The organism is Sphingobacterium sp. UT-1RO-CII-1 (genome assembly GCF_026711005.1).
GTDB lineage: Bacteria > Bacteroidota > Bacteroidia > Sphingobacteriales > Sphingobacteriaceae > Sphingobacterium.
In genome coordinates this window covers 336,017-355,827 of the sequence record NZ_JAPPVJ010000005.1, presented here as the reverse complement: position 1 = coordinate 355,827, position 19,811 = coordinate 336,017, and the positions used below count along the sequence as shown (strand labels likewise).

21 protein-coding genes are annotated in these 19,811 nt (G+C 36.8%); 14 read left to right on the top strand and 7 right to left on the bottom strand.

Translation table 11 applies throughout. The features are described from left to right. Nucleotides 1-108: 108 nt before the first annotated feature. Nucleotides 109-627: a hypothetical protein gene (locus ORI89_RS13320; RefSeq protein WP_268230982.1), complete on the top strand. Its 519-nt coding sequence runs from the start codon at nt 109-111 to the stop codon at nt 625-627. A gap of 202 nt (nt 628-829) precedes the next feature. Here ORI89_RS13320 and panD read toward each other — a convergent pair whose 3' ends face one another. The 3 genes from panD to ORI89_RS13305 are packed head-to-tail and all read right to left on the bottom strand — an operon-like array spanning nt 830 to nt 3,222. Further along, the gene (panD, locus tag ORI89_RS13315) at nt 830-1,198 is read right to left on the bottom strand and encodes an aspartate 1-decarboxylase (protein WP_268230981.1); all 369 of its coding nucleotides are present in this window, start codon (nt 1,196-1,198) and stop codon (nt 830-832) included. Between the two features lies 1 nt (nt 1,199). After that, nucleotides 1,200-2,261: a DUF6695 family protein gene (locus tag ORI89_RS13310; RefSeq protein ID WP_268230980.1), complete on the bottom strand. Its 1,062-nt coding sequence runs from the start codon at nt 2,259-2,261 to the stop codon at nt 1,200-1,202. Next, a complete protein-coding gene (locus ORI89_RS13305; protein ID WP_268230979.1) occupies nt 2,254-3,222 on the bottom strand; it encodes a PLP-dependent cysteine synthase family protein in 969 nt (322 codons plus the stop codon). Before ORI89_RS13305 ends, ORI89_RS13310 begins: the two co-directional genes overlap by 8 nt. A 218-nt stretch (nt 3,223-3,440) precedes the next feature. On the opposite strand from ORI89_RS13305, the gene ORI89_RS13300 reads away from it, so the two are divergent. Beyond that, nucleotides 3,441-3,626, top strand: coding sequence for a CsbD family protein (locus ORI89_RS13300; protein WP_268230978.1), 186 nt, complete (start codon nt 3,441-3,443; stop codon nt 3,624-3,626). 261 nt (nt 3,627-3,887) lie between these two features. Here the strand turns inward: ORI89_RS13300 and ORI89_RS13295 are convergent, their stop codons facing one another. After that, nucleotides 3,888-4,391 carry an RNA polymerase sigma factor gene (locus ORI89_RS13295; RefSeq protein ID WP_268230977.1) on the bottom strand — a complete coding sequence of 168 codons (504 nt, stop codon included), beginning with the start codon at nt 4,389-4,391 and terminating at the stop codon, nt 3,888-3,890. Between the two features lie 339 nt (nt 4,392-4,730). Between ORI89_RS13295 and ORI89_RS13290 the strand changes: the two genes are divergently transcribed. The 4 genes from ORI89_RS13290 to ORI89_RS13275 all read left to right on the top strand — a co-directional run bounded on the left by ORI89_RS13290 (nt 4,731) and on the right by ORI89_RS13275 (nt 7,608). Then, nucleotides 4,731-5,228 (top strand): CinA family protein, encoded by a 498-nt coding sequence (locus ORI89_RS13290; protein ID WP_268230976.1) that lies wholly within the window; start codon nt 4,731-4,733, stop codon nt 5,226-5,228. A gap of 12 nt (nt 5,229-5,240) precedes the next feature. Continuing rightward, on the top strand, nt 5,241-6,134 hold the full coding sequence (locus tag ORI89_RS13285) for an SDR family oxidoreductase (RefSeq protein ID WP_268230975.1): 894 nt from the start codon (nt 5,241-5,243) through the stop codon (nt 6,132-6,134). 240 nt (nt 6,135-6,374) lie between these two features. Beyond that, the gene (locus tag ORI89_RS13280; RefSeq protein ID WP_268230974.1) at nt 6,375-7,031 is read left to right on the top strand and encodes a response regulator transcription factor; all 657 of its coding nucleotides are present in this window, start codon (nt 6,375-6,377) and stop codon (nt 7,029-7,031) included. Nucleotides 7,032-7,077: 46 nt separating this feature from the next. Further along, entirely contained in the window at nt 7,078-7,608 is a 531-nt protein-coding gene (locus ORI89_RS13275; RefSeq protein ID WP_268230973.1) for a hypothetical protein, read from the top strand. Here ORI89_RS13275 and ORI89_RS13270 read toward each other — a convergent pair. Beyond that, complete coding sequence (locus ORI89_RS13270) at nt 7,588-9,780, bottom strand: ATP-binding protein (protein ID WP_268230972.1); 2,193 nt, start codon at nt 9,778-9,780, stop codon at nt 7,588-7,590. The two genes, ORI89_RS13275 and ORI89_RS13270, sit on opposite strands and share 21 nt — an antisense overlap. A 710-nt stretch (nt 9,781-10,490) precedes the next feature. Between ORI89_RS13270 and ORI89_RS13265 the strand changes: the two genes are divergently transcribed. After that, on the top strand, nt 10,491-10,628 hold the full coding sequence (locus ORI89_RS13265) for a hypothetical protein (protein WP_268230971.1): 138 nt from the start codon (nt 10,491-10,493) through the stop codon (nt 10,626-10,628). Between the two features lie 78 nt (nt 10,629-10,706). Then, entirely contained in the window at nt 10,707-10,931 is a 225-nt protein-coding gene (locus tag ORI89_RS13260) for a hypothetical protein (RefSeq protein WP_268230970.1), read from the top strand. A gap of 106 nt (nt 10,932-11,037) precedes the next feature. Here ORI89_RS13260 and ORI89_RS13255 read toward each other — a convergent pair whose 3' ends face one another. Both ORI89_RS13255 and ORI89_RS13250 read right to left on the bottom strand, forming a co-directional pair. Further along, nucleotides 11,038-11,286: a DUF7218 family protein gene (locus tag ORI89_RS13255; protein ID WP_268230969.1), complete on the bottom strand. Its 249-nt coding sequence runs from the start codon at nt 11,284-11,286 to the stop codon at nt 11,038-11,040. 122 nt (nt 11,287-11,408) lie between these two features. Next, a complete protein-coding gene (locus ORI89_RS13250; RefSeq protein WP_268230968.1) occupies nt 11,409-11,870 on the bottom strand; it encodes a ferritin-like domain-containing protein in 462 nt (153 codons plus the stop codon). A gap of 150 nt (nt 11,871-12,020) precedes the next feature. On the opposite strand from ORI89_RS13250, the gene ORI89_RS13245 reads away from it, so the two are divergent. From ORI89_RS13245 to pdeM, 6 genes are all read left to right on the top strand, one after another. Then, nucleotides 12,021-12,695 (top strand): DUF421 domain-containing protein, encoded by a 675-nt coding sequence (locus ORI89_RS13245; protein WP_268230967.1) that lies wholly within the window; start codon nt 12,021-12,023, stop codon nt 12,693-12,695. Nucleotides 12,696-12,997: 302 nt separating this feature from the next. Further along, the gene (locus tag ORI89_RS13240) at nt 12,998-13,891 is read left to right on the top strand and encodes a hemerythrin domain-containing protein (RefSeq protein ID WP_268230966.1); all 894 of its coding nucleotides are present in this window, start codon (nt 12,998-13,000) and stop codon (nt 13,889-13,891) included. A gap of 143 nt (nt 13,892-14,034) precedes the next feature. After that, nucleotides 14,035-15,036: a ligase-associated DNA damage response exonuclease gene (locus ORI89_RS13235; protein ID WP_268230965.1), complete on the top strand. Its 1,002-nt coding sequence runs from the start codon at nt 14,035-14,037 to the stop codon at nt 15,034-15,036. Then, the gene (locus tag ORI89_RS13230) at nt 15,033-16,622 is read left to right on the top strand and encodes an ATP-dependent DNA ligase (RefSeq protein ID WP_268230964.1); all 1,590 of its coding nucleotides are present in this window, start codon (nt 15,033-15,035) and stop codon (nt 16,620-16,622) included. The genes ORI89_RS13235 and ORI89_RS13230 overlap by 4 nt, the downstream gene beginning before the upstream one ends. Next, a complete protein-coding gene (locus ORI89_RS13225) occupies nt 16,619-19,063 on the top strand; it encodes a ligase-associated DNA damage response DEXH box helicase (RefSeq protein WP_268230963.1) in 2,445 nt (814 codons plus the stop codon). The genes ORI89_RS13230 and ORI89_RS13225 overlap by 4 nt, the downstream gene beginning before the upstream one ends. After that, complete coding sequence (gene pdeM, locus ORI89_RS13220; RefSeq protein WP_268230962.1) at nt 19,063-19,710, top strand: ligase-associated DNA damage response endonuclease PdeM; 648 nt, start codon at nt 19,063-19,065, stop codon at nt 19,708-19,710. The genes ORI89_RS13225 and pdeM overlap by 1 nt, the downstream gene beginning before the upstream one ends. Nucleotides 19,711-19,811 lie beyond the last annotated feature (101 nt).

The following is a 19,811-nucleotide window of genomic DNA, read 5'->3' as shown; positions in this document are numbered from 1 at the left end:
TGTAAAAGAATGCTGCTTTTATTGTTTTGTGAGCCATAAGAAAAACGGGTGAACACTTAATTGCAGGTAATTTATCATTAGCGAGTAACGATGTTAAAAAAAACAGTAATGAGTGCATTGGTGTGTATGGTTTTTGCATGTGCACCACAAAATAATACAGACACTTCCAAGAAAGCAGTAAATACGGAAACAGTACTAGCGGATACTACTGTGTCTAAAGAACGGGAGTGGTTGATGCAAAGTATAAATAGATACTTTACAACAACAGAACTTGGCATGCTGGATGAAGTTAGGAGAAGTATTTCTACCTCTGCATATTATCAGTATAAAACCGACGCTATGCAAGTCGGCTTAGATGTAGAAGAGGGTATGAGTGAAGAAGAGTTTGATGAAAAATGGAAAGGCAGGTTTGATACCTCAAAAGCAGGGATAGGCTTAGGATTCCTTATTTCTGGTCAAGATTGGGATAGTATAGAAGTTGAAAAATGTAAAGTTGCTTCCAAGACAGCTCATGGGGTATGGTTTGATGTTGTGTTAAAAGATATTACTCTTCAAGAAGATTATATAAGTAAAATCTTAGTTGACGTAGAGGAAGGGAAATTTGCTATTGCGGATGTACAGCAGTGAGAGCAAAAATAAGACGCCCTTTGGTTCTGAGTAAATTTTATAGTGAAGAATGTTTTGTTTGTGTACCTGTGCTTTTACCCCTACAATCTGTTTGTATGGCTGTATACTAAGAGCTGTCTGCTAAATCTGGACGGTGGTAATAAGTTGAACTTTTAATAAAATACGCCCCCAATTTGCTGTCGAAAACTGGGGGGCATAACAATCAATAGCTATATTTCTCTATAGATTTTATACGGTTATTATCTTCTGTAAATACGAGCGTAGGTTGGTATTTATCGACTTCTTCTGGCGACATATTTATAAAAGATAGTATGTGCACTGTATCACCCACATTGGCATGTAATGCTGCACCACCATTCATGCATACTTCGCCACTTCCTCTCTTTCCAGGGAGAACATAAGTCATTATACGGCTTCCGTTCACCGCATTATTGACATATACTTGTTCATATTTTTTTATACCCGCTGCATCAAGTAAATCTGCATCGATAGTGATAGAACCATTATATGCTACGTTGGCCTCCGTTACCTTAACTGTATGTATTTTTGCTTTTAATAGTGTTACTTCCATTTTAAATTACCTTTAATGTTTTTTTATAAATATTATCTTCTATTTTTTTAAATAGGTGTTGTGTATTGCTTTGTAGTAGAATGAAGTATTGTCCGTCCATCTGCATGGTGATTTCAAAGGGGCTTTCTATATCAAAAGTCCTTAGGGGATAATGGGTGTATACTTCGTTGACTAATACTCCAGTGTGGGTGAAGCTTTCAAATTTGTAATAGGATTTATCTTGATTTACTAAACTCACTTGAAACCACATGCCTTCGCCTATACCTCCGAGCCATTGTGCATTATCTTGCAGCGTATGGGGCTTGTTGTTTGGCTGTTTTATTTGTCCGTTGCCCCTGTCGTTGCCTAAGTTAAGAACATGTTTGTGGGATAAATTTTCTTTTATTGCTTGCCAGTGAAACTGTAAAGAACGTAAGCGGTTCATCTTCCAATAGGTCAATTCGCCTTTATCGTAACACCCTATAAAGCCATCAATATGTGTGTTTGTAATATTGCTTAAGGGGCTTGGCTTTATTGTTTCGGGATATTTTATTTTACGTATTCGTCGATCTTTAGGTTTCATCCCTGCGATGAGTACTTGCGCAACAAAACGCGAGCAACTATTGTTCCCTGCGGCAAAAGCGCCATACGGGATTGGCCCTTTCGTGGCCAGTACATCGGCATATTGGCTGGCTGCTATCTGAGAAATATTTGGCACCATAGAAAATAGAAGTCGCCCGCCTCCATGTGTAGCGTCTTCCATATCGTCTAGTTCGTTTAATATAGTTGGTAAATTAACTATTGTGTTTTGTGAAAATTGGGCTATAGATTGCATAGATAGTCGCTGGTCAAATAATTTAGAACGTGCTCGACCGTCGCCTCGCGGACTGACATAGCGTCCAAAGTCGTAATAATCAATCTGTCCTGTACGTCTTGACACTAAAAGAATAGCAGCATGGCCAACCTTGAAATTTAGGTTTTTGACTATGCCGCATTTCTTTAAAACAGCCATCCATTTTTCATCACCGAAAGCCGTCTTATCGGGCCAAGCTAGTGGTATTGCAAAATCACTATAGTTAATCATGACTCGCTTCTTTTTTAAGCAATGCAGGATATAGGCTATTTATGTAGCGATCTCCATAGTCTGCAAAAAGTAAAACAATATTATCTTTTTGTTTTATGATATTTTTTTTAACATATTCCTCTAAGGCTACTAATAAGGCAGCGCTTGAAAAGCCTAGTGGTATATTTTGGCCTTTATAATAATCGTCAGCCCACTGCATAGCCTGTTGTCGGTCTACCTGAAAAATATCGTCTACTACATCAGGATTAAAAACTTTCGGTACGAACTTTCGCCCTATACCATCTATTTTATCCATTACTCTACCATCGGTAGGAAGCTTACCGTATTTTTTAAAATATGAAAGTATAGAGCCTCTGGGCTCTACACCATATATTTTTACCTTGTTGTTTTTTAATTTCAGGTAACTTCCTACACCTGATATTGTCCCTCCTGTGCCTACCCCTGCAAAAAAATGTGTAATTAGGCCTGATGATTGTTCCCATATTTCAGGGCCTGTTGTTTCAAAGTGTGCTTGCGGATTTTGTGGGTTATTATATTGGTCGGTAAAGAAAGATGAGGGAGTGTTATTTGCAAATTTAGCTGCATGATATTGCGTTGAGTCGCTGTCATCTATGCCGTTAGAATTTTTACAAGTTATTATTTTTGAGCCTAGCTTTTCTAATACATTTAGTTTTTCAATTGCGCAGTTCTCAGTAACAAAAATGCAGCATTTAAATCCCATTTTATTTGCTATTTGTGCTATTCCTATGCCAGTATTACCACTACTTGCTTCTACTACCGTATCGCCTGGTTGCAAACGTCCTTTTTCTATAGCATCTTTAATCATGTATAAAGCAGGCCTATCTTTGCAGGTTTTGTTAGGATTAAAATATTCTTTCTTTATCAATATATTACATGAATACCTATCCGATAGATAGGGACATCGTTCTAATGGGGTATTTCCTGTTATCGCTTTATCCAAAAAAATAATTTATTAAAATATGAGTATTATATATAAGTAACGTATTCAAAACAGTCGTATTATATAAAAAACTCTCTTTTTTATTCTTAACCATGATTTTCTACAGTATTACGGAGATCACTGATATAGACAAAAATAAATTCATAAAAACAATATCTCATTAATAGTTGTTTTATTAATAAAGTGATATATATAAATTATAAAAAAGGAGGAATATTATGAGTAAATTAACGTGGAAAGGTCGTTGGAATGAATTGAAAGGTAAAGTAAAACAGAGTTATGCAGATATAACTGACGACGATCTGCTCTATGCTGAGGGCAAGGAAGACGAATTGTTAGGGCGCCTTCAAAAGAAGACAGGAAAGACAAAAGACGAGGTGGAAAAGTGGTTAAATAGTTTATAAGCATAGAGTTTTATAATGTAGAAGGGGCATTGTTATGTGGCAATGCCCTTTTTTGTTATAAAAATTCATTAATAAGCAAAAAAAATATCTTCTACTGCCTAGTTGGGTAATGTTTGCTATTTACTAGCAACAAGAAAGTTGCTTTAAAATGTGAAATAGCTAGCTGGTGCATCTAATTGTAAAAAAGACACTGATACTCATTAATGTCACTTTAGTAGTGTTAATAGTATCAGTGTCGTGACTAATAAGTAACATAATGCATTAGTTTGGTTTGATATACTTTCTTAGTATTATTTTAGCTTTATGAATCCGAGTTTTTACGGTTCCCAAAGGCGTATCAGTTTTTTCTGAAATTTCGCTGTATTTGTATCCTTTATAATGTAATATAAATGGTTGGGCGTACTGTTTAGGTAGTCTGATAATATGTTTAAACATATCTTCCATCATTAGCTTTGAGTCTACTTTCCTGAGACCAGCTAAGTTGTTGGCATTGCTAGAGTATTTTGCGAGCTCCAAATCACATTTATAATTTCTGTCATTTTTGTTTTTTCTATAATTGTTGAGAAATGTATTTCTTAAAACAGTGTATAACCAACCTTTAATATTTGTTTGACAATCATAGTTATGATAATTAGAGATTGATTTTACAAAAGTATCTTGCATAAGATCGAGGGCATCTTGATGATCCTTTGTGAAGAAAAGTGCTTTTTCGAATAAAAATGATGAATGTTCACTTAGTTGGAAATTAAATTCTTTTTGTGTCATAGCTTTATATTTTTAATCTACTAATTATCGATACAAAGCATATGCCTTTTTACCTATTTGCTGTTCCAAAATGCCTCTTTAAAGTATAAACGCGTGTATTAACAGGTGTTATTAGTATTTATTGTAATTCGTAGGGTTTTTATACAGTAACTTAGTTTAAAAACGATATAAAGGAACTTCTCTCCGGTTAAATACGGTAATTTCAAGTGAATCATGTTTGTGTTTATTTTACTCTACGTGTTTTTACGTTTTTTATAGATACTTAAAACGAAGCGGTGTTATGTAGGGTTGTTATAAGTAGGATGTGAAGAATAAGGGATACAAAAAAATATACTTGAGATGAATGAAAATATGTTTATTGATGTCGACAATTTGGAGAAGCTACGTGTTTTATTATTAGAAAAAAACTATAAGATTTTTCTTGCAGAAAGCATGTCGGGAGGGTTTATTTCAGGATTCCTTTCTCAATTAGAAGGAGCGAGCATGTTTTTTCTAGGAGGCGTCGTCTGTTATAGCTCTCAAGTCAAACAACAGTTATTAGGTGTATCCTCTACTATGATAGAGAACTTTACGGCCGAGTCACAGGAAGTTACAGATTGTCTGCTGTTGGGTTTAAAAAATATACAACAGGCAGATATTTATATTTCTATCACAGGCCTTAGTGGTCCTGGAGGATCCGAAAGCGCAGAAAAACCGATAGGTACTGTGTTTTTATCCTTTGAGATAGAAGGAGTACATTATCGGAAAACCAAAATATGTAATGCGCAAAATTCTAGTGCTGTAGTGACAGAGACATTCAATTGGTTAATAGGTGAAATCCTAAAAAGGATAAAATAAAACTTTTAAAATATGGAAAACAATAAAAAAACAGATCAGCATGGTGAAAATTATAGTCAACCACCATTTGCAAAACAAGCTCAAACACCACCAGGAACTGAACAAATGATGCGCCCAAAACCTGATCACGGCGAAGATAGTTATCAAGGCTCAGGTGTTTTAGCTAATAGAAAAGCAATAATTACGGGAGGCGACTCTGGCATCGGCAAAGCGGTAGCGATAGCTTTTGCAAGAGAAGGAGCCGATTTATTGTTAGTATACCTTAGCGAGGAAGAAGAGCAAGATGCTCTAGAAACTAAATACTTGATAGAACAAGAAAATCGCCAGGCTATATTGATGCGTGGTGACCTTAAGCAAGAAACTTTTTGTAAACAGGTTATTGATGAAGCCATTGCGGAATGGGGTAAAATTGATATACTAATAAATAATGCAGCTTATCAAATGACCTACGAGTCTTTCGCTGAGATTTCTTCGGCAGAGTGGAACAAAACTTTTGATACCAATGTGCACGCTATGTTTTTTATGTGCCAATATGCTATCCCTCATATGGTGCCTGGTAGTACTATTATTAATACCAGCTCTATTAATGCATATGAACCTAATCCTGGATTATTGCCTTATGCTCTTACAAAAGGTACAATCCAGCACTTTACCTACGCATTGAATCTGCAATTAAGTAAAGAGCAAAAAGGTATTCGGGTTAATTGTGTTGCTCCTGGCCCTGTGTGGACTCCACTGATTCCTAGCACGATCCCTGATCATGATACATTTGGCGCTGATAATCCAATGGAAAGACCTGCTCAACCGGCTGAATTAGCGCCAAGCTATGTTTTCTTAGCTTCAGTAGGATCTTCTTATATTGCGGGTGCAACTATCCCGGTTACTGGCGGACGAAATACTTTATGATTTTTTAATATCTCAGTCGTAGATATGCACCTATAACTCTATATTACCCATGTGGGGAAAGATTGTTTTACTGTATGGTGAGTTTACTTGCTCTGCCTGTAAAAGGAGATTTGCTATTTAGGAAAACGGTCGAGTTTTTGTTATATATCATATTTGTTTCACAGTTATCTATACTATCCAAAATTTTTCAGTATAGGTTTTAAGAATAATAAGTTACATTCTATATACTTAAGTTATCATATGATTAATATAATATTGGCTGACGATCATCTTGTAGTACGACGAGGAATTAAACTTTTGTTAGATAGTCAAGAAAATATTAAAGTTATTGCTGAGGCTGATGATGGTACAAAAGTTTTAGATATTCTATCAAGCGGTGTTGTTCCGGATATCATAATAACTGATATAGCTATGCCTGAGATGGACGGTTTGACCTTGGCAGGTATTCTTTCTGAAGAATACCCTTCTGTTAAAGTAGTTTTTCTCTCGATGTTAGATAAAAGTACAGACGTGTCTATTGCTTTTGATAAGGGAGCTAGAGCTTATTTAGTTAAAAATGTGGGGTATGATGAACTGTTGTCTGCTATTGAATATGTTTATAAAGGTGGCAGGTATATTTGTGAGGAATTGGCATTCATGCTTTTAGATATTGTAAGAGAGCAGCCCAGTCGTGTCAATAACGTTAGGCAAATAGCGCAGAAATTTGATCTGAGCGAGCGTGAGTTAGAAGTTTTGCAATTGATAAGTGATGGTTTTACCAACCTAGAGATTGCTGATAAATTATTTTTGAGTAAAAGGACGGTTGAAGGTCATAGACAGAGTTTGATTGATAAGACTAAAACAAAAAACTCAGCTTCCTTAGTTAAGTTTGCTGTTAGTTATGGTCTAGTCTCTTAAATAATGCGGGTTTATAAGGTTTTTTTTCATTTTGATGTATTTTGCCATGATACGTAAAAAGATAGTAGATCGTTGTATTTATATAGGAACATCAGTAGTTATAGTATGCGCTATAGTTGCCTGTAGTAGCGTGTCTAGTAAATCTGTATCAGAAGAAGAAAAGCAATATTACATAGAAGTAATCAAGCGAAGAGATCAAGGTCGTATTCTTATCAATAACGGTTACAGCAATTCGAAGAATATGTCTTGCCGGAAAGTTTATGAGGCTTTAATACGTTATTATGATTTGACCGAGCCTGTTTTTGCTTCTTTATCAGAAAAGTATGCATCGTCTGAATCTTCTGAATTGGAAGATGCAGCTGAATGGCCATTAACTGATGTAGAAACTATTACTTTACTTCAACATCATGTCCTTGGGACTATCACGTTGTATAGAAGTAGTGTATTGAAAGATGTCAATGAAGAATATCAAAATCAATTTCTACTTCTTATACCGGCTCTCATGGCCCAAAGTGATGATTTATCAGCATTACAGGAGATTATTGAAGATGTAAATCTATCTCTCGAGCATAGATAATGGAAAATCAGAAACCAGTGGGAAATATAGATTGATCTCTGTGCCTTTATTTTCCTGAGAACTAATATTAATTTCTGCTCCAAGCCTATCCATGATACGTTTTACGAGGGATAGACCAATGCCTGTTCCTTCAAATTGATTAGCGTTGCTTGCCCTAGAGAACATTTCGAAAATATTTGGTAATAATTCTTTAGGGATACCAATACCGTTATCCTTAATAACATAACGTATAGCCTCTTTTTCTGAGAAGCTTGTTATTGTTACTTTTGGTGTCTTTTCTGCACTTGAATATTTTACAGCATTCCCTATCAAGTTTAAAAATATTTGGTAAAGTGCACTTTTCTCCCCCCAAATAGGTAATAGGTTACCGAAGTTGAAAGAACAGTTAGGTACATTATGAAGCATAGTTGCTTCATTTGCAATTCGCTGAATAGTATAGGACATCGGAATGGGCGTCTTCGTTATATTGGTCATTCTACTTTGGCTGAGATGTATGACGTTATTAATGATGTCTTCTATATTCTTGGTGCTTTCCATCATATTATTGTACCAACGCAGTCTTTGCTCGAGCGGCAGTTTAGAGCAAGAGGCATCGAGAAACTGAAGCCCCATTTTTAAAATTGATAGTGGGTTTTTCAAGTCGTGGGAAAGTGAGAAAGTGAACATCTCTAGCTCATTGTTAAGGGAAAGTAGTTTTTCCGTCGTGATTTCCCTTTCTCTATTTCTACTAACTATTGACTCATTAATAATTCTTTGAAGATTTTCTATGAAATTAATATTCTGATCATCCCATGGGATGGCTGAATCTAATACTTCTTTTTCCCAAGTATGAAAAATACTGTTCTCTGTACTTGAAGCTTCTTTATCTCCGTTTGCTCCTTTTTTAATACCGACTTGTGTTACTTTCAATACGGTTTCTTTCCTAAACCATAGTAGGTAGTGGTCTTTTTCTGCACCTATCGCATAAGATAAGAGTCCGGCGAAAGGGAGTTTTTCCGAAAAATTGGCACCGTGTCTAAGTCTGAAATTACTGTCCTTAAAGATCGTCTTATCGGTGATTTTTTGCAGATAATTAATTAATTCGTAAAATTGTTTTTTGGTTGGGCAGGTACCATTCAGGAAAACATCTCCTTGGTTATATATTGCGAAGCCATCTGCATTTGTCATTTCTTTAAGCTCGTCCATAGATAAAGCTATCGCACAATTTACTGTTTTTGCAGTAATCAGTCTTTCTTTTAGTGTTGTTTCAAACTCTAATATTTGTTCTTTAAAGTCTAAAAGGCCTTGTTTTATTTTATTTTCATACTTATTCATGGCATTTTGAACAACAAAAGAGCATAGTTTTCGTTTTTGTAAATCGGTTCTTTTTGGAGTGTCATTTTGAGCGACTAATAGTCCCCAGAAGTCATTGTTTAGCATCAAAGGGAAGAATATAACCGACCTTACGTCTTCCTTTTTTAAATAATCCTCATGTAGCTTTGGTAAGCAGAACATCTTACTGTAGTGTGGTTGAATTTCCTCTTGCGACCAATAAAACTTCTGATTCATCTTATATAGATCCGGAAAATACCAATAAGGTTCTTCGGGGTAAATTGTTGAAAAATTATCTGGAAAAAAAACCTCTGAGAACTCTTTGTTATGATATTTTTTAATGCCTTTCCAAGCATGTTCTGCCAATACTTTACTATAGCCGCTTTCTTGTATACGTAGTATAAAAACACGGTCAACGTGCAGCAATTTATTTACTGCTTTGCACAAGAACGACCAATTATGTGGGTAAGAAGACTCAAAAAGAAAGCTTAATTCGTTCATTTGTGCGGTGGGAATGTATTTTTTAAGCTGTTCTTCCCATTCTATATACAAATGATTATCACGCAGAGTGAACTTAAAATAATATCTTTTTTTATGTACTTTCTTTGAAATTATTTGACGAGGTGTTTTTTGACTGATCACCTGCCTGATTATTTTTAAAAATGAAATACTTTTTTTCTTGAAAATTTTCGGCAGGTATACGTCCAATGTATTGCCAATTACTTTATCTATGCTGTCTGTCGCCCAATTAAGTGCGTACTCGCTGATGCCGACTATCTTCATATTAGTATCAGCTATTATCAAATGTCCAAATTCTTGTATGGGAGAATTCGTGGAGATTTGCTTTATGTTATTTTTCATGGTTTTAAATAAGCACTGTAAAATAAAGGTTTAAGGGTGAAAAAAAACAGACAATTAAAAGCATTGTCTGCTTAAATGTAACGTATGATTTTAGCATACAGTATGACAAGCCGCAACTCTATTATTACAATAAAGTTGTATATACATGGCTGGTTTTGAAAAACATTAATAGATTGATGCGTTTATGTAAAATCATTATATCATGTAGATGCATAGTTTTGCTTATATACGATCTGCGTTTCAATGTTTTATTTTTCCTAGATAGTAGGGGAAACTGTCGTTTCCCTCTTGTTGTTAACAAGAATGTTACAAAGTAGTGAAAAAGAAGCGGATTAAAAAATTAAATAATATTTCAACTATTAAAGACCTAGCTAAACTTTCTATTCTAAATATGTAAATACCATCAATTTTAATCGTTTAAATAATTATAGCCAAACTTCTCTATAGGTTGGCAGTGGCATTTTTATAATTAAGCTCATTTGTTTTTATTGGGAGGTGAGAAAAACATAGATCCACGGGTTAATACGCTTTTTTAAAATAAATACCTGAACTACAATTTAGTATGAACCTAATTAATGAAAGAGGTGTTATTATATAAAACAGTGGTAGTTATGAAAATAACGTCCCTGTTTTCGGAATTTTAAACTTGTTTTAATTGCTTGAGCGCCTTTGAATTGGTTTTTCAGGTTTAAAGCATAAAAATGATAGATATGATAGACAAAAAACAAGAAGTAGCAAAACCAGTGATAGAAGAACCAGATGATAAACCTGCAGGTTTTAATATACTTCGTGTCATTGTAGTTGCGGTCATTATATTGACCATTCTTTACTTTATTATTTTTTATTAAGATATCCAGAAGAAATATCTTCTTAAAGTTTTAAAACAGAATTATTCACATATAAAAGTTTAATTAAATTATACAGATATGAATATATTTAAGTTGATGACAATAATCGGTGCTTTCTGTACGCTTGCCTTTATGAGCTGTTCAAACCCGACGGATGATAATAGACGTAATGAACAAGAAAATCTTTTGCCGCCACCAAACGGTGAGGATACGCGTTATAATTTGGACGAGGTAGATACTATGGTAGCCCCCATAGATACAAATAAAAGAGATACCACAAATACGAATACCGAAAGTTTATAATAAGTAATGTGTTTTTAAAGTAAAAGGCTACTGTTGTTGCAGTAGCCTTTCTTGTTACGGTCGATTGGGAGTGTATCTGTAGTCGTATCGGATTTTTAACGCATTGTTAATGCTGTCTGATAGCTTGAATCAGTTCTTCTTTGTTCATATTGTGTCTGCCAGTAATACCTATTTTCTTCGCTTGTTCTAGCAGTTCTTTTTTTGTCCGTTCTTCCAACTTGCTACTTTGTCCACCTCTTTTACTAGCTCCTGGCGAGTTGGCAATTCTTGCTGATTTTTCTTTGCTCATTCCTTGGTCGCGTAGTGCTTCGTATTGTTCAGGATTTTTTATTTGTTTTCCATGATCTTTCGCCATAATATTTGTCTGTTAATGTATAACTGTGATATGTATGTGGTTGGTTATAATTTGCAGCTAGCAGTGTGATCTTTTTTACATAAATCACACTGCTTTATAGTGTCAGGCTTTTTAGCCATCGGTTACAGGGCTGAGTCCCGCATATCCCTGATACGGTTGTGTGCATCTTTTTGTTGTGCTGCTTGGCTCCGAATGATGCTAGCTACATCTGCGGGGAAATCTACCACCTCATTTAGAGCATCCTCGTATGCTTTTTTACTTGCATCTTCACTACGTTCACATTCTGCTAAAATACTTTTTCTATCGTGACCTGTAAATGTAGCTTTAACATCTAGCCAAAGTCTATGTAGTTTTCCCGACATTTTTGTTCCGCTTGAAGGCTCTTCGCCCTGTATTGCTACGATAGGTTTGAGTTCGGCGTTAAACTGTCGTGCTTGTTGAATGTAATGTTGAAACAATGATCTTAAGTCATTATCATTTTCATCTCTTAAATTTTCTAAGGCTTTTGTGTATCCTTCTATCCGATCATTATTAATCAAAATCAAGTCGTTGATTGTTTCTGTTCCCTTGTGTTCAATATTCATTTTATCCTCCTTTTAATTTATTTATTTTCTCTACCTACAACACATCTGTGAGGGGAAAGGTTTTTGAAAACTATTTAGAAAATATTCTTGTTATTTAAGTCTAAGGGGCGTTTATAGTGCAACATTTTATTTTCTGAAAAATTAGAGTTTATGGAGTTAGATAAAATTTTTTTAGCAGGTGTCGAACGGGATTTTATAATTGAAATCGTTGGCCGTTCTGTTATTATGTTCATTTTTATTCTTCTGATTTTACGTCTTTCTGGCAAAAAGGGTGTTCGTCAATTAACACTATTTGAAGTTGCGATTATTCTGAGCTTAGGTTCTGCCGCTGGCGACCCGATGTTTCAAGAAGAATTGCCGGTTATTTACGCTATTGTTGTTCTTTTTTCGGTTATTGCTATTTATAAACTAATTAGTTGGCTTGTGTCCAAATCAGCTTTTATACGCAAAATTCTAGAAGGCGAACCGCTTATTGTTGTTCGTGAGGGCATGTTTGATCTTAAACATGAGAAAGATGGTGATTTTTCACAAATGGAGTTTTTCTCCGAGTTGCGCAATCAATCGGTAGAGCATTTAGGGCAGGTGAAAACTGCTGTACTGGAGGTCGATGGTAGTATGAGTATATTGTTTTATCCTGCTGAGGAAGTGAAATATGGATTACCACTTTTTCCAGATAAATATAAGCCTGTTGATAGCTTGAATAATCAACAGCCTGTCTCCTGTATGTATTGTGGGCTGGTGGTATGGTGTATTTCCGACAGTGGCTCATGTACACGTTGCGGGAGAAAAGATTGGGTCCTCGCTTTAAAATCAATACGGGTTTAAATATAAGTTTCTTTGTGCTGCTTTGGGAGTTTTGGCTGGAGCTGCAGCGCTTAGGTGTCTGGGCAAAAAGCATACGGCTTTACTTGTAGGACAGTGGGCTTCTCCTTTTTTATTATTTGGTGTGTATGATAAAATTGTCAAAACGCAGGGACATGATAGATAAGTAATTTCTCCTATTAAACAATAAAAGACAAATTTGTCTTTTATTGTTTAAATGCATAACTTTAATAAAAAATGTTGTATAACCGCATAATCTTTCCTAGTCGGAAGTAGGAGGGAGCTAGCATTGTAAAGTTTAAAATATGCAGGTTTCGCTATTAAATTATTTAGGTCTAAAACACGATATTATGGTCAATAAACCACTAAAACGACATCCTGCACTGCAGCCTTTAAGTAGAGAACATCACTTTGCATTATTGTTATGTTTGAAATTACGACAAGGGTTAGAACTGGAAATTGACCCTAATAGAATTGGGGCTTATTTAGTTAAAATGTGGGAGCATCAGTTAGCGTTGCATTTTGATATCGAGGAAAGGTTTGTGTTCCCTATTTTGGGAGAAGATCATGCATATGTTAAAGAAGCTATTTCTGACCACCGATTGTTGAAAAGATTGATTTTAAAAGAGCCGTTTACCATTAAATCAATTAATCGGATTGAAGAACGTCTGGAAAATCATGTACGTTTTGAGGAGCGAAAGCTCTTCCCATTGGTACAGTCTGTGGCTTCTGATCTTCAATGGCAGATTGTAGAACAGGAGCATGATAAGGCCATTCCTGAATTGATGTGGCATGATGCGTTTTGGGTCAAGCCCGTTAGGAAGGAGATAAAAACATTAGAAGAAATCAGTTTTCTGGTCGATACATTTTATCAAAGAGTACAGTCGGACGAGCTTATAGGGCCTATTTTCAATGAACTACTAGATGGTCGTTGGGAAGAGCATCTTAAGAAAATGTATACCTTTTGGCAAACATTACTTTTAGAAGAGCATACCTATTTTGGCAGCCCATTTCCACCACATGCGACGATGCCGATTAGTGCTGCTCATTTTCAAGCTTGGCTGTCCATTTGGAAAAGTACAGTTTACGAATTTTTTAAGGGTGATAAAGCAGATGAAGCAGTATATCGCGGCGAGAAAATGGCCCAGGTTTTTCTCAGTAAGATCAAATACTTTAAAAACCAAAACAACACCCATTAATCGGTTCTGCTTTTTTGTACTCAATAACTAGCAGTTTATAAGAGTTTATTACTCTCTCCGTGTCACTGTTCAAAAAACAATCATCATCTTCTTTTTGTTGAATACTAAAAGAATACGATGTGAATTTTTGAATTTGATATAGCATGACATTATTGACTGTTAACGAGAACGGGCTGTACTGCAAACAGGGAGATTTTTATATCGATCCCTGGAGGCCTGTTAAACTTGCACTGATTACGCATGGTCATAGCGATCATATGCGATGGGGGATGGGACACTATATATGTCATGAGCACACCGTACCGCTGTTAAAGTTAAGGCTTGGAGAAGAGCAGTCTGCCCAAGGAGTATCGTATGGAGAAGAGTTCGAAATCAATGGCGTAACCCTCTCTTTTCATCCGGCGGGGCATATCATTGGGTCTGCTCAGATTCGACTTGTTTATCAGGGCGAAGTGTGGGTATTTACCGGTGATTATAAGTTAGAAAATGATGGCCTTAGCGAGCCATTTGAGCTTGTTAGCTGTGATCATTTTATATCAGAATGTACTTTTGGGTTACCTATTTATCACTTCCCTAAAACACTTGAAGTTTATGCTGACATTAACAGTTGGTGGGCGGCAAATGCTGAAGAAGGGTTTAATACGATACTTTATGGTTATTCTTTAGGAAAAGCCCAAAATATTTTAACGCATCTAGACACCTCTTTAGGGGAAGTATTTCTGCACGGAGCCGTAGCGAATGTTAATGAAGCTTTGAGCGAGGTCGGTTATCAATTTCCGGGTATGCGTTTAGGTTCAGATACGAATTTTAGTAACATGAAAGGAGCAGTTATCGTAGCGCCACCTTCAGCCTCGGGCACTCCTTGGTTACGGAAATTTAAACCTTACCGTGAGGGAATGTGCAGTGGGTGGATGCAATTGCGTGGCTCCCGACGGCGTCGGTCAATGGATAGAGGTTTTGTCTTATCTGATCATTGCGACTGGCAGCAGCTGAACAAGGCCGTTATTGCAACAGGTGCCAAGCATATATACCTAACACATGGCTATGAGTCAAATTTTGCACGTTGGATAAATGAGCAATATGGGCTTCATGCTACTGTTCTTAATACTCTTTATCGCCCTGATATGGAAGGAGAGGACTCATGACTTTTGTTGAACTTTTTGAACGCCTTGACAGCACGACAAAAACTTCGGCTAAGGTTAATGCTATTGTGGAATACTTGCAATATGCTGACGAAAAGGAAAAGCTACTTGGCATTGCTGTATTGATGGGCTATAAGCCCAAGCGCCCAGTAAAGACTAGTGATTTACGATTATGGGCAGCAGATCGTCTTGCTATCCCTTTATGGCTTTTGGAAGAGTCTTATTATGTAGTCGGCGATTTGGCAGAAACACTATCGCTGATTGTTGATCAAAGACAAGCTTCCCGTCCTTTTAATATACAAAATATTTTAGAGGATCTTATTGAAATGCAGGATAATACCTTCGATCAAAGAAAAGAAAAGATAGAGGCATATTGGTCTACCTTCAGTAGTACCGCGCTTTTTTTATTTAATAAATTATTGACTGGTAATTTTCGGGTCGGTGTTTCTAAAAAATTAGTCATTAAGGCACTCGGACAGCATTTACATATGGAGGCTGCTGTGGTTGAACATCGGTTGATGGGAAAGTGGGATCCTTTTGCCGAAACAATGGAATCTTTATTTCATCAGGCACTTTTGGCTGAAAAATACTTTATGCCTTATCCCTTTTTTCTTGCTTATCCTGTAGATTCTGATTTTTTCAAAACTGCTGCTATAGATGATTGGTTGATAGAACCGAAATTAGACGGCATACGCGGGCAAATCATAGTGAGAAAAAATGAGGTATTTGTGTGGAGCCGCGGTGAAGATCTGATGACCGATAAATTTGTCGAATTTCAACAATTGCATACTCTTTTGCCAGATGGTACGGTGTTGGATGGTGAGATATTGCCGTGGAAAAACGGTTCTCCATTGGAATTCCAGCTTATGCAAACACGTATTGGTCGGAAAAAATTGAGTAAGCGCAATTTAGAGGAAGTCCCGCTTGTTATGGTCTGTTACGATGTGTTAGAATGGCAAAGTCAGGATATTCGTTCTTGGCCATTAGCAGAACGACGTGCTTTATTAGCAGATACATTGGCCCGTTATCCTGTCGGTAATATTCTCCTTTTGTCAGAAAATTTAGAGTTTCCCAATTGGGAGAGTGCCGAATCATTTAGACAAACGGCACGTCAATATGGGGCTGAAGGATTGATGTTAAAACGTAAAGACAGCATTTACGAGGTGGGCCGTAAGCGAGGAAGCTGGTGGAAATGGAAGACAGATCCGATGACCGTTGATGGCGTTTTGATATATGCGCAAGCAGGACATGGGCGTCGGGCAAACCTTTTTACAGATTATACTTTTGCGGTTTGGGACGGGGAACAGCTGGTTCCTTTTGCAAAAGCTTACTCAGGACTGACGGATAAAGAGATATTAGAAGTTGATCGTTGGGTTAAAAGAAACACTAAAGAAAAGTTTGGGCCTGTACGAAGTGTGAAACCTGAACTGGTATTTGAATTGGCTTTTGAAGGTATTGGTTTAAGTACTAGGCATAAGTCGGGCGTAGCTCTTCGTTTTCCTCGAATAGTGCGCTGGCGAAAAGATAAGCTAGCAGCAGAGGCCAATCATAAGCAAGATTTGTTGACGTTAATTGAATCATTTAAATGAATAGGATAGCTGAAGCATGGTTTTTTAATCAGGGATGGCAACCCCATCGGTTTCAGGAAGATACTTGGCAGGCAATGTCAAAAGAGCACTCAGGTCTTTTAAATGCGCCTACTGGCTTCGGGAAAACTTTTGCTATATGGTTTGGAATAGTACAACATTATTATGAAAATGAACGTTACTTGGCAACGAGAAAAAAATTAAAAAGCCCAAAAGTTCATGCGCTCTGGATTACGCCTTTACGTGCATTGTCTAAAGAAATACATCGAGTCACTTCTTTAGTAAGTGAGGAAATGGACTTGGATTATACAGTTGAGTTGCGTACGGGGGATACCTCAACTGCTCGGCGTCAGAAACAACGCAAGTCATCACCTTGCGCACTTATTACTACCCCTGAGAGTATACATCTTATATTAGCATCTAAGGGTGGACATGATTATTTCAAGCACGTAGAATTTGTTGTTGTGGACGAATGGCACGAATTGTTAGGTAGCAAGAGGGGTGTGTTGGTAGAGCTTGCCTTAAGCCGTTTAAAGGTATTGAATCCGAACCTCAAAATTTGGGGAGTTTCTGCAACAATTGGTAATTTAGAGCAAGCTCGGCATATTCTTCTGGGCGAAGAGTCGGGCGGCGCCTTGATTCGGGCGCATATTGAAAAGAAGCTTTCTGCCGAGACAGTTTTACCTGACAGCCTTGAAAAGTTTCCATGGGCGGGCCATCTTGGTATTAAGCTTCTAGATAAAGTCATCGATATTGTCAATCGCTTTAATACAACATTAATCTTTACAAATACACGTTCTCAAGCCGAAATTTGGTATCAGCATATTATTTCGCAATACCCTGATTTTGCTGGTATTCTAGCAATTCATCACGGTTCTTTGAGCGATGAAGTCAGAGTTTGGGTGGAGCAGGCTTTGCATGAAGGAAGGCTAAAAGCGGTAGTATGTACCAGTAGTTTGGATCTGGGAGTAGATTTTAGGCCAGTTGATTGTGTTATACAAATTGGGGCGCCTAAAGGAATAGCCCGATTTATGCAACGGGCTGGGAGATCGGGGCATAGCCCTTATGCAACCTCCTATATTTATTATGTCCCTACAAACTCCTTAGAAATCATTGAGGGGGATTCTCTTAAGTATGCTATTTCTAAAGGTATCGTAGAGCAACGTATACCTTATATACGTAGTTTTGATGTCTTGCTTCAGTACCTTACGACGCTTGCTGTCGGTGATGGGTTTGATGCAGATAAGGTTTTTTCAGAGATAAAAAAAACGCATTGTTTTTCGAGTGTTAATAGAGAAGAATTTGAAAATTGTATAGCCTTATTAACTCATGGTGGGAAATCTTTGAGTGCTTATGATGATTTTCATCGTTTAGTTTCTGAGGACGGTATATATAAAGTTATCAGCCGTAAGTTAGCTATGCGACACCGGTTAAGCATAGGAGCAATTGTATCAGATGTTATGATGCGGGTAAAATTTAGGTCTGGCAAATATTTAGGTAGTATAGAAGAATACTTTATTTCTAGGCTTAAAGCTGGTGATGTATTTTGGTTTGCGGGCAGACAGTTAGAGTTGGTACAGGTTCGAAATTTGGAAGCAATCGTTAGGCCTACGAACAGAAAAGCCGGTGTGGTTCCATCGTGGATGGGAGGTCGATTTTCTATTTCTCCTGATTTAGGTGTTGCTATTCGTCATAGTTTTAGCTCTATACATAAAAAGAGTGGGAAAAGTGAAGAGCTTCATTTTTTAATGCCTTTGTTTAAAGAACAAGCTATCCGTTCGGCGTTACCTAAAGAGAATGAATTGCTTGTCGAGTATATTCACACTCGCTATGGTTATCATTTATTTGTATATCCTTTTGAGGGTAAGCTTGTACACGAAGGAGTTGCCCAAGTTTTAGCCTATCGTTTTAGTAAGATACAGCCTATCACTTTTAGTATTGCAAGTAATGAATATGGCTTTGAGCTTTTGTCTGCCAATCCTATTTCTATTAATTTAGAATTGTTAAAGGCTCTACTTTCTGTAGAATTCCTACATCAAGATATTACTAAAGGAATCAATGTGAGAGAAATGGCAAGACGTCGTTTCCGAGATATAGCTGGAATAGCTGGATTAGTATTCCAGGGGTATCCCGGTAAGCAGATGAAAAGTAAGCATTTGCAAGCAAATGCCGGTTTGTTCTTCTCTGTTTTTGAAGATTATGATCCGCACAACCTATTGTTGCGGCAAGCGTATGATGAAGTGTTTGATTTTCAATTGGAAGAAGGCCGTATGCAACGAGCTTTTGAACGGATCAGTAAACATACAATACGACTGACATTTCCTGACAAGTTAACCCCGTTTTCTTTCCCTATTTTCTCTGAATCTTTTCGTGAGAGATACAGCAATGAAGATTGGCAGAGCCGTTTAGAACAGTTAAAGTTACAATTACAAGAAAAGATATAGTGAAAGCTAAGTTGTTAATTTGGGAAGACGTAGAGTTGCTTATGATGCCACAGCGGGTGTTATATATTCCGCAATATCATACCCTATTATTGGCTGATTGGCATTTAGGAAAGTTGGGGCACTTTAGACAGCACGGCGTGTTTGTGCCTGAAATGCAACTCCTCGAAGAGTTTGAAAGATTGGGCACTCTTATCGAAAAGTTAAATATAAAAAGAGTTGTTTTTTTGGGTGATCTTTTTCACTCTTCCTGGAATTATGAATGGGATAAATTTATAGAATATTTGGATCATTTTCGGCAGATCGAATTTGTGCTTACAAAAGGCAACCATGACTTAATTTCAGAAGATATCATTCGGGCTACTTGTTTACGCAGTTGTTCATCTTTTTCTCTTGACCGTCATATCATACTATCTCATGAGCCTATAATTAATCTTCCTAAGAATATTTTAAATATTGTTGGGCATGTTCATCCTGGAGTCGAGTTTCATACAGCTGGCAGGCAGCGCTTCCGATTGCCAGCCTTTATCTTGGAACGTAATATACTAACTCTGCCAGCCTTCGGTCGATGGACCGGTTTGCATATTATACGTAAAAACGATCGTCATCGATGTTACGCTATTTTGGGTGCCGATATTTTGGAGCTTTAGTGTTTTTTTTGCGCTATAACAGAGATATGTCTTTTTTCAGCAAGAAGCGGAAAAGATAAAAAACTATTCTTTTTGTGAACTTTTGTCGATACTTATTGGAG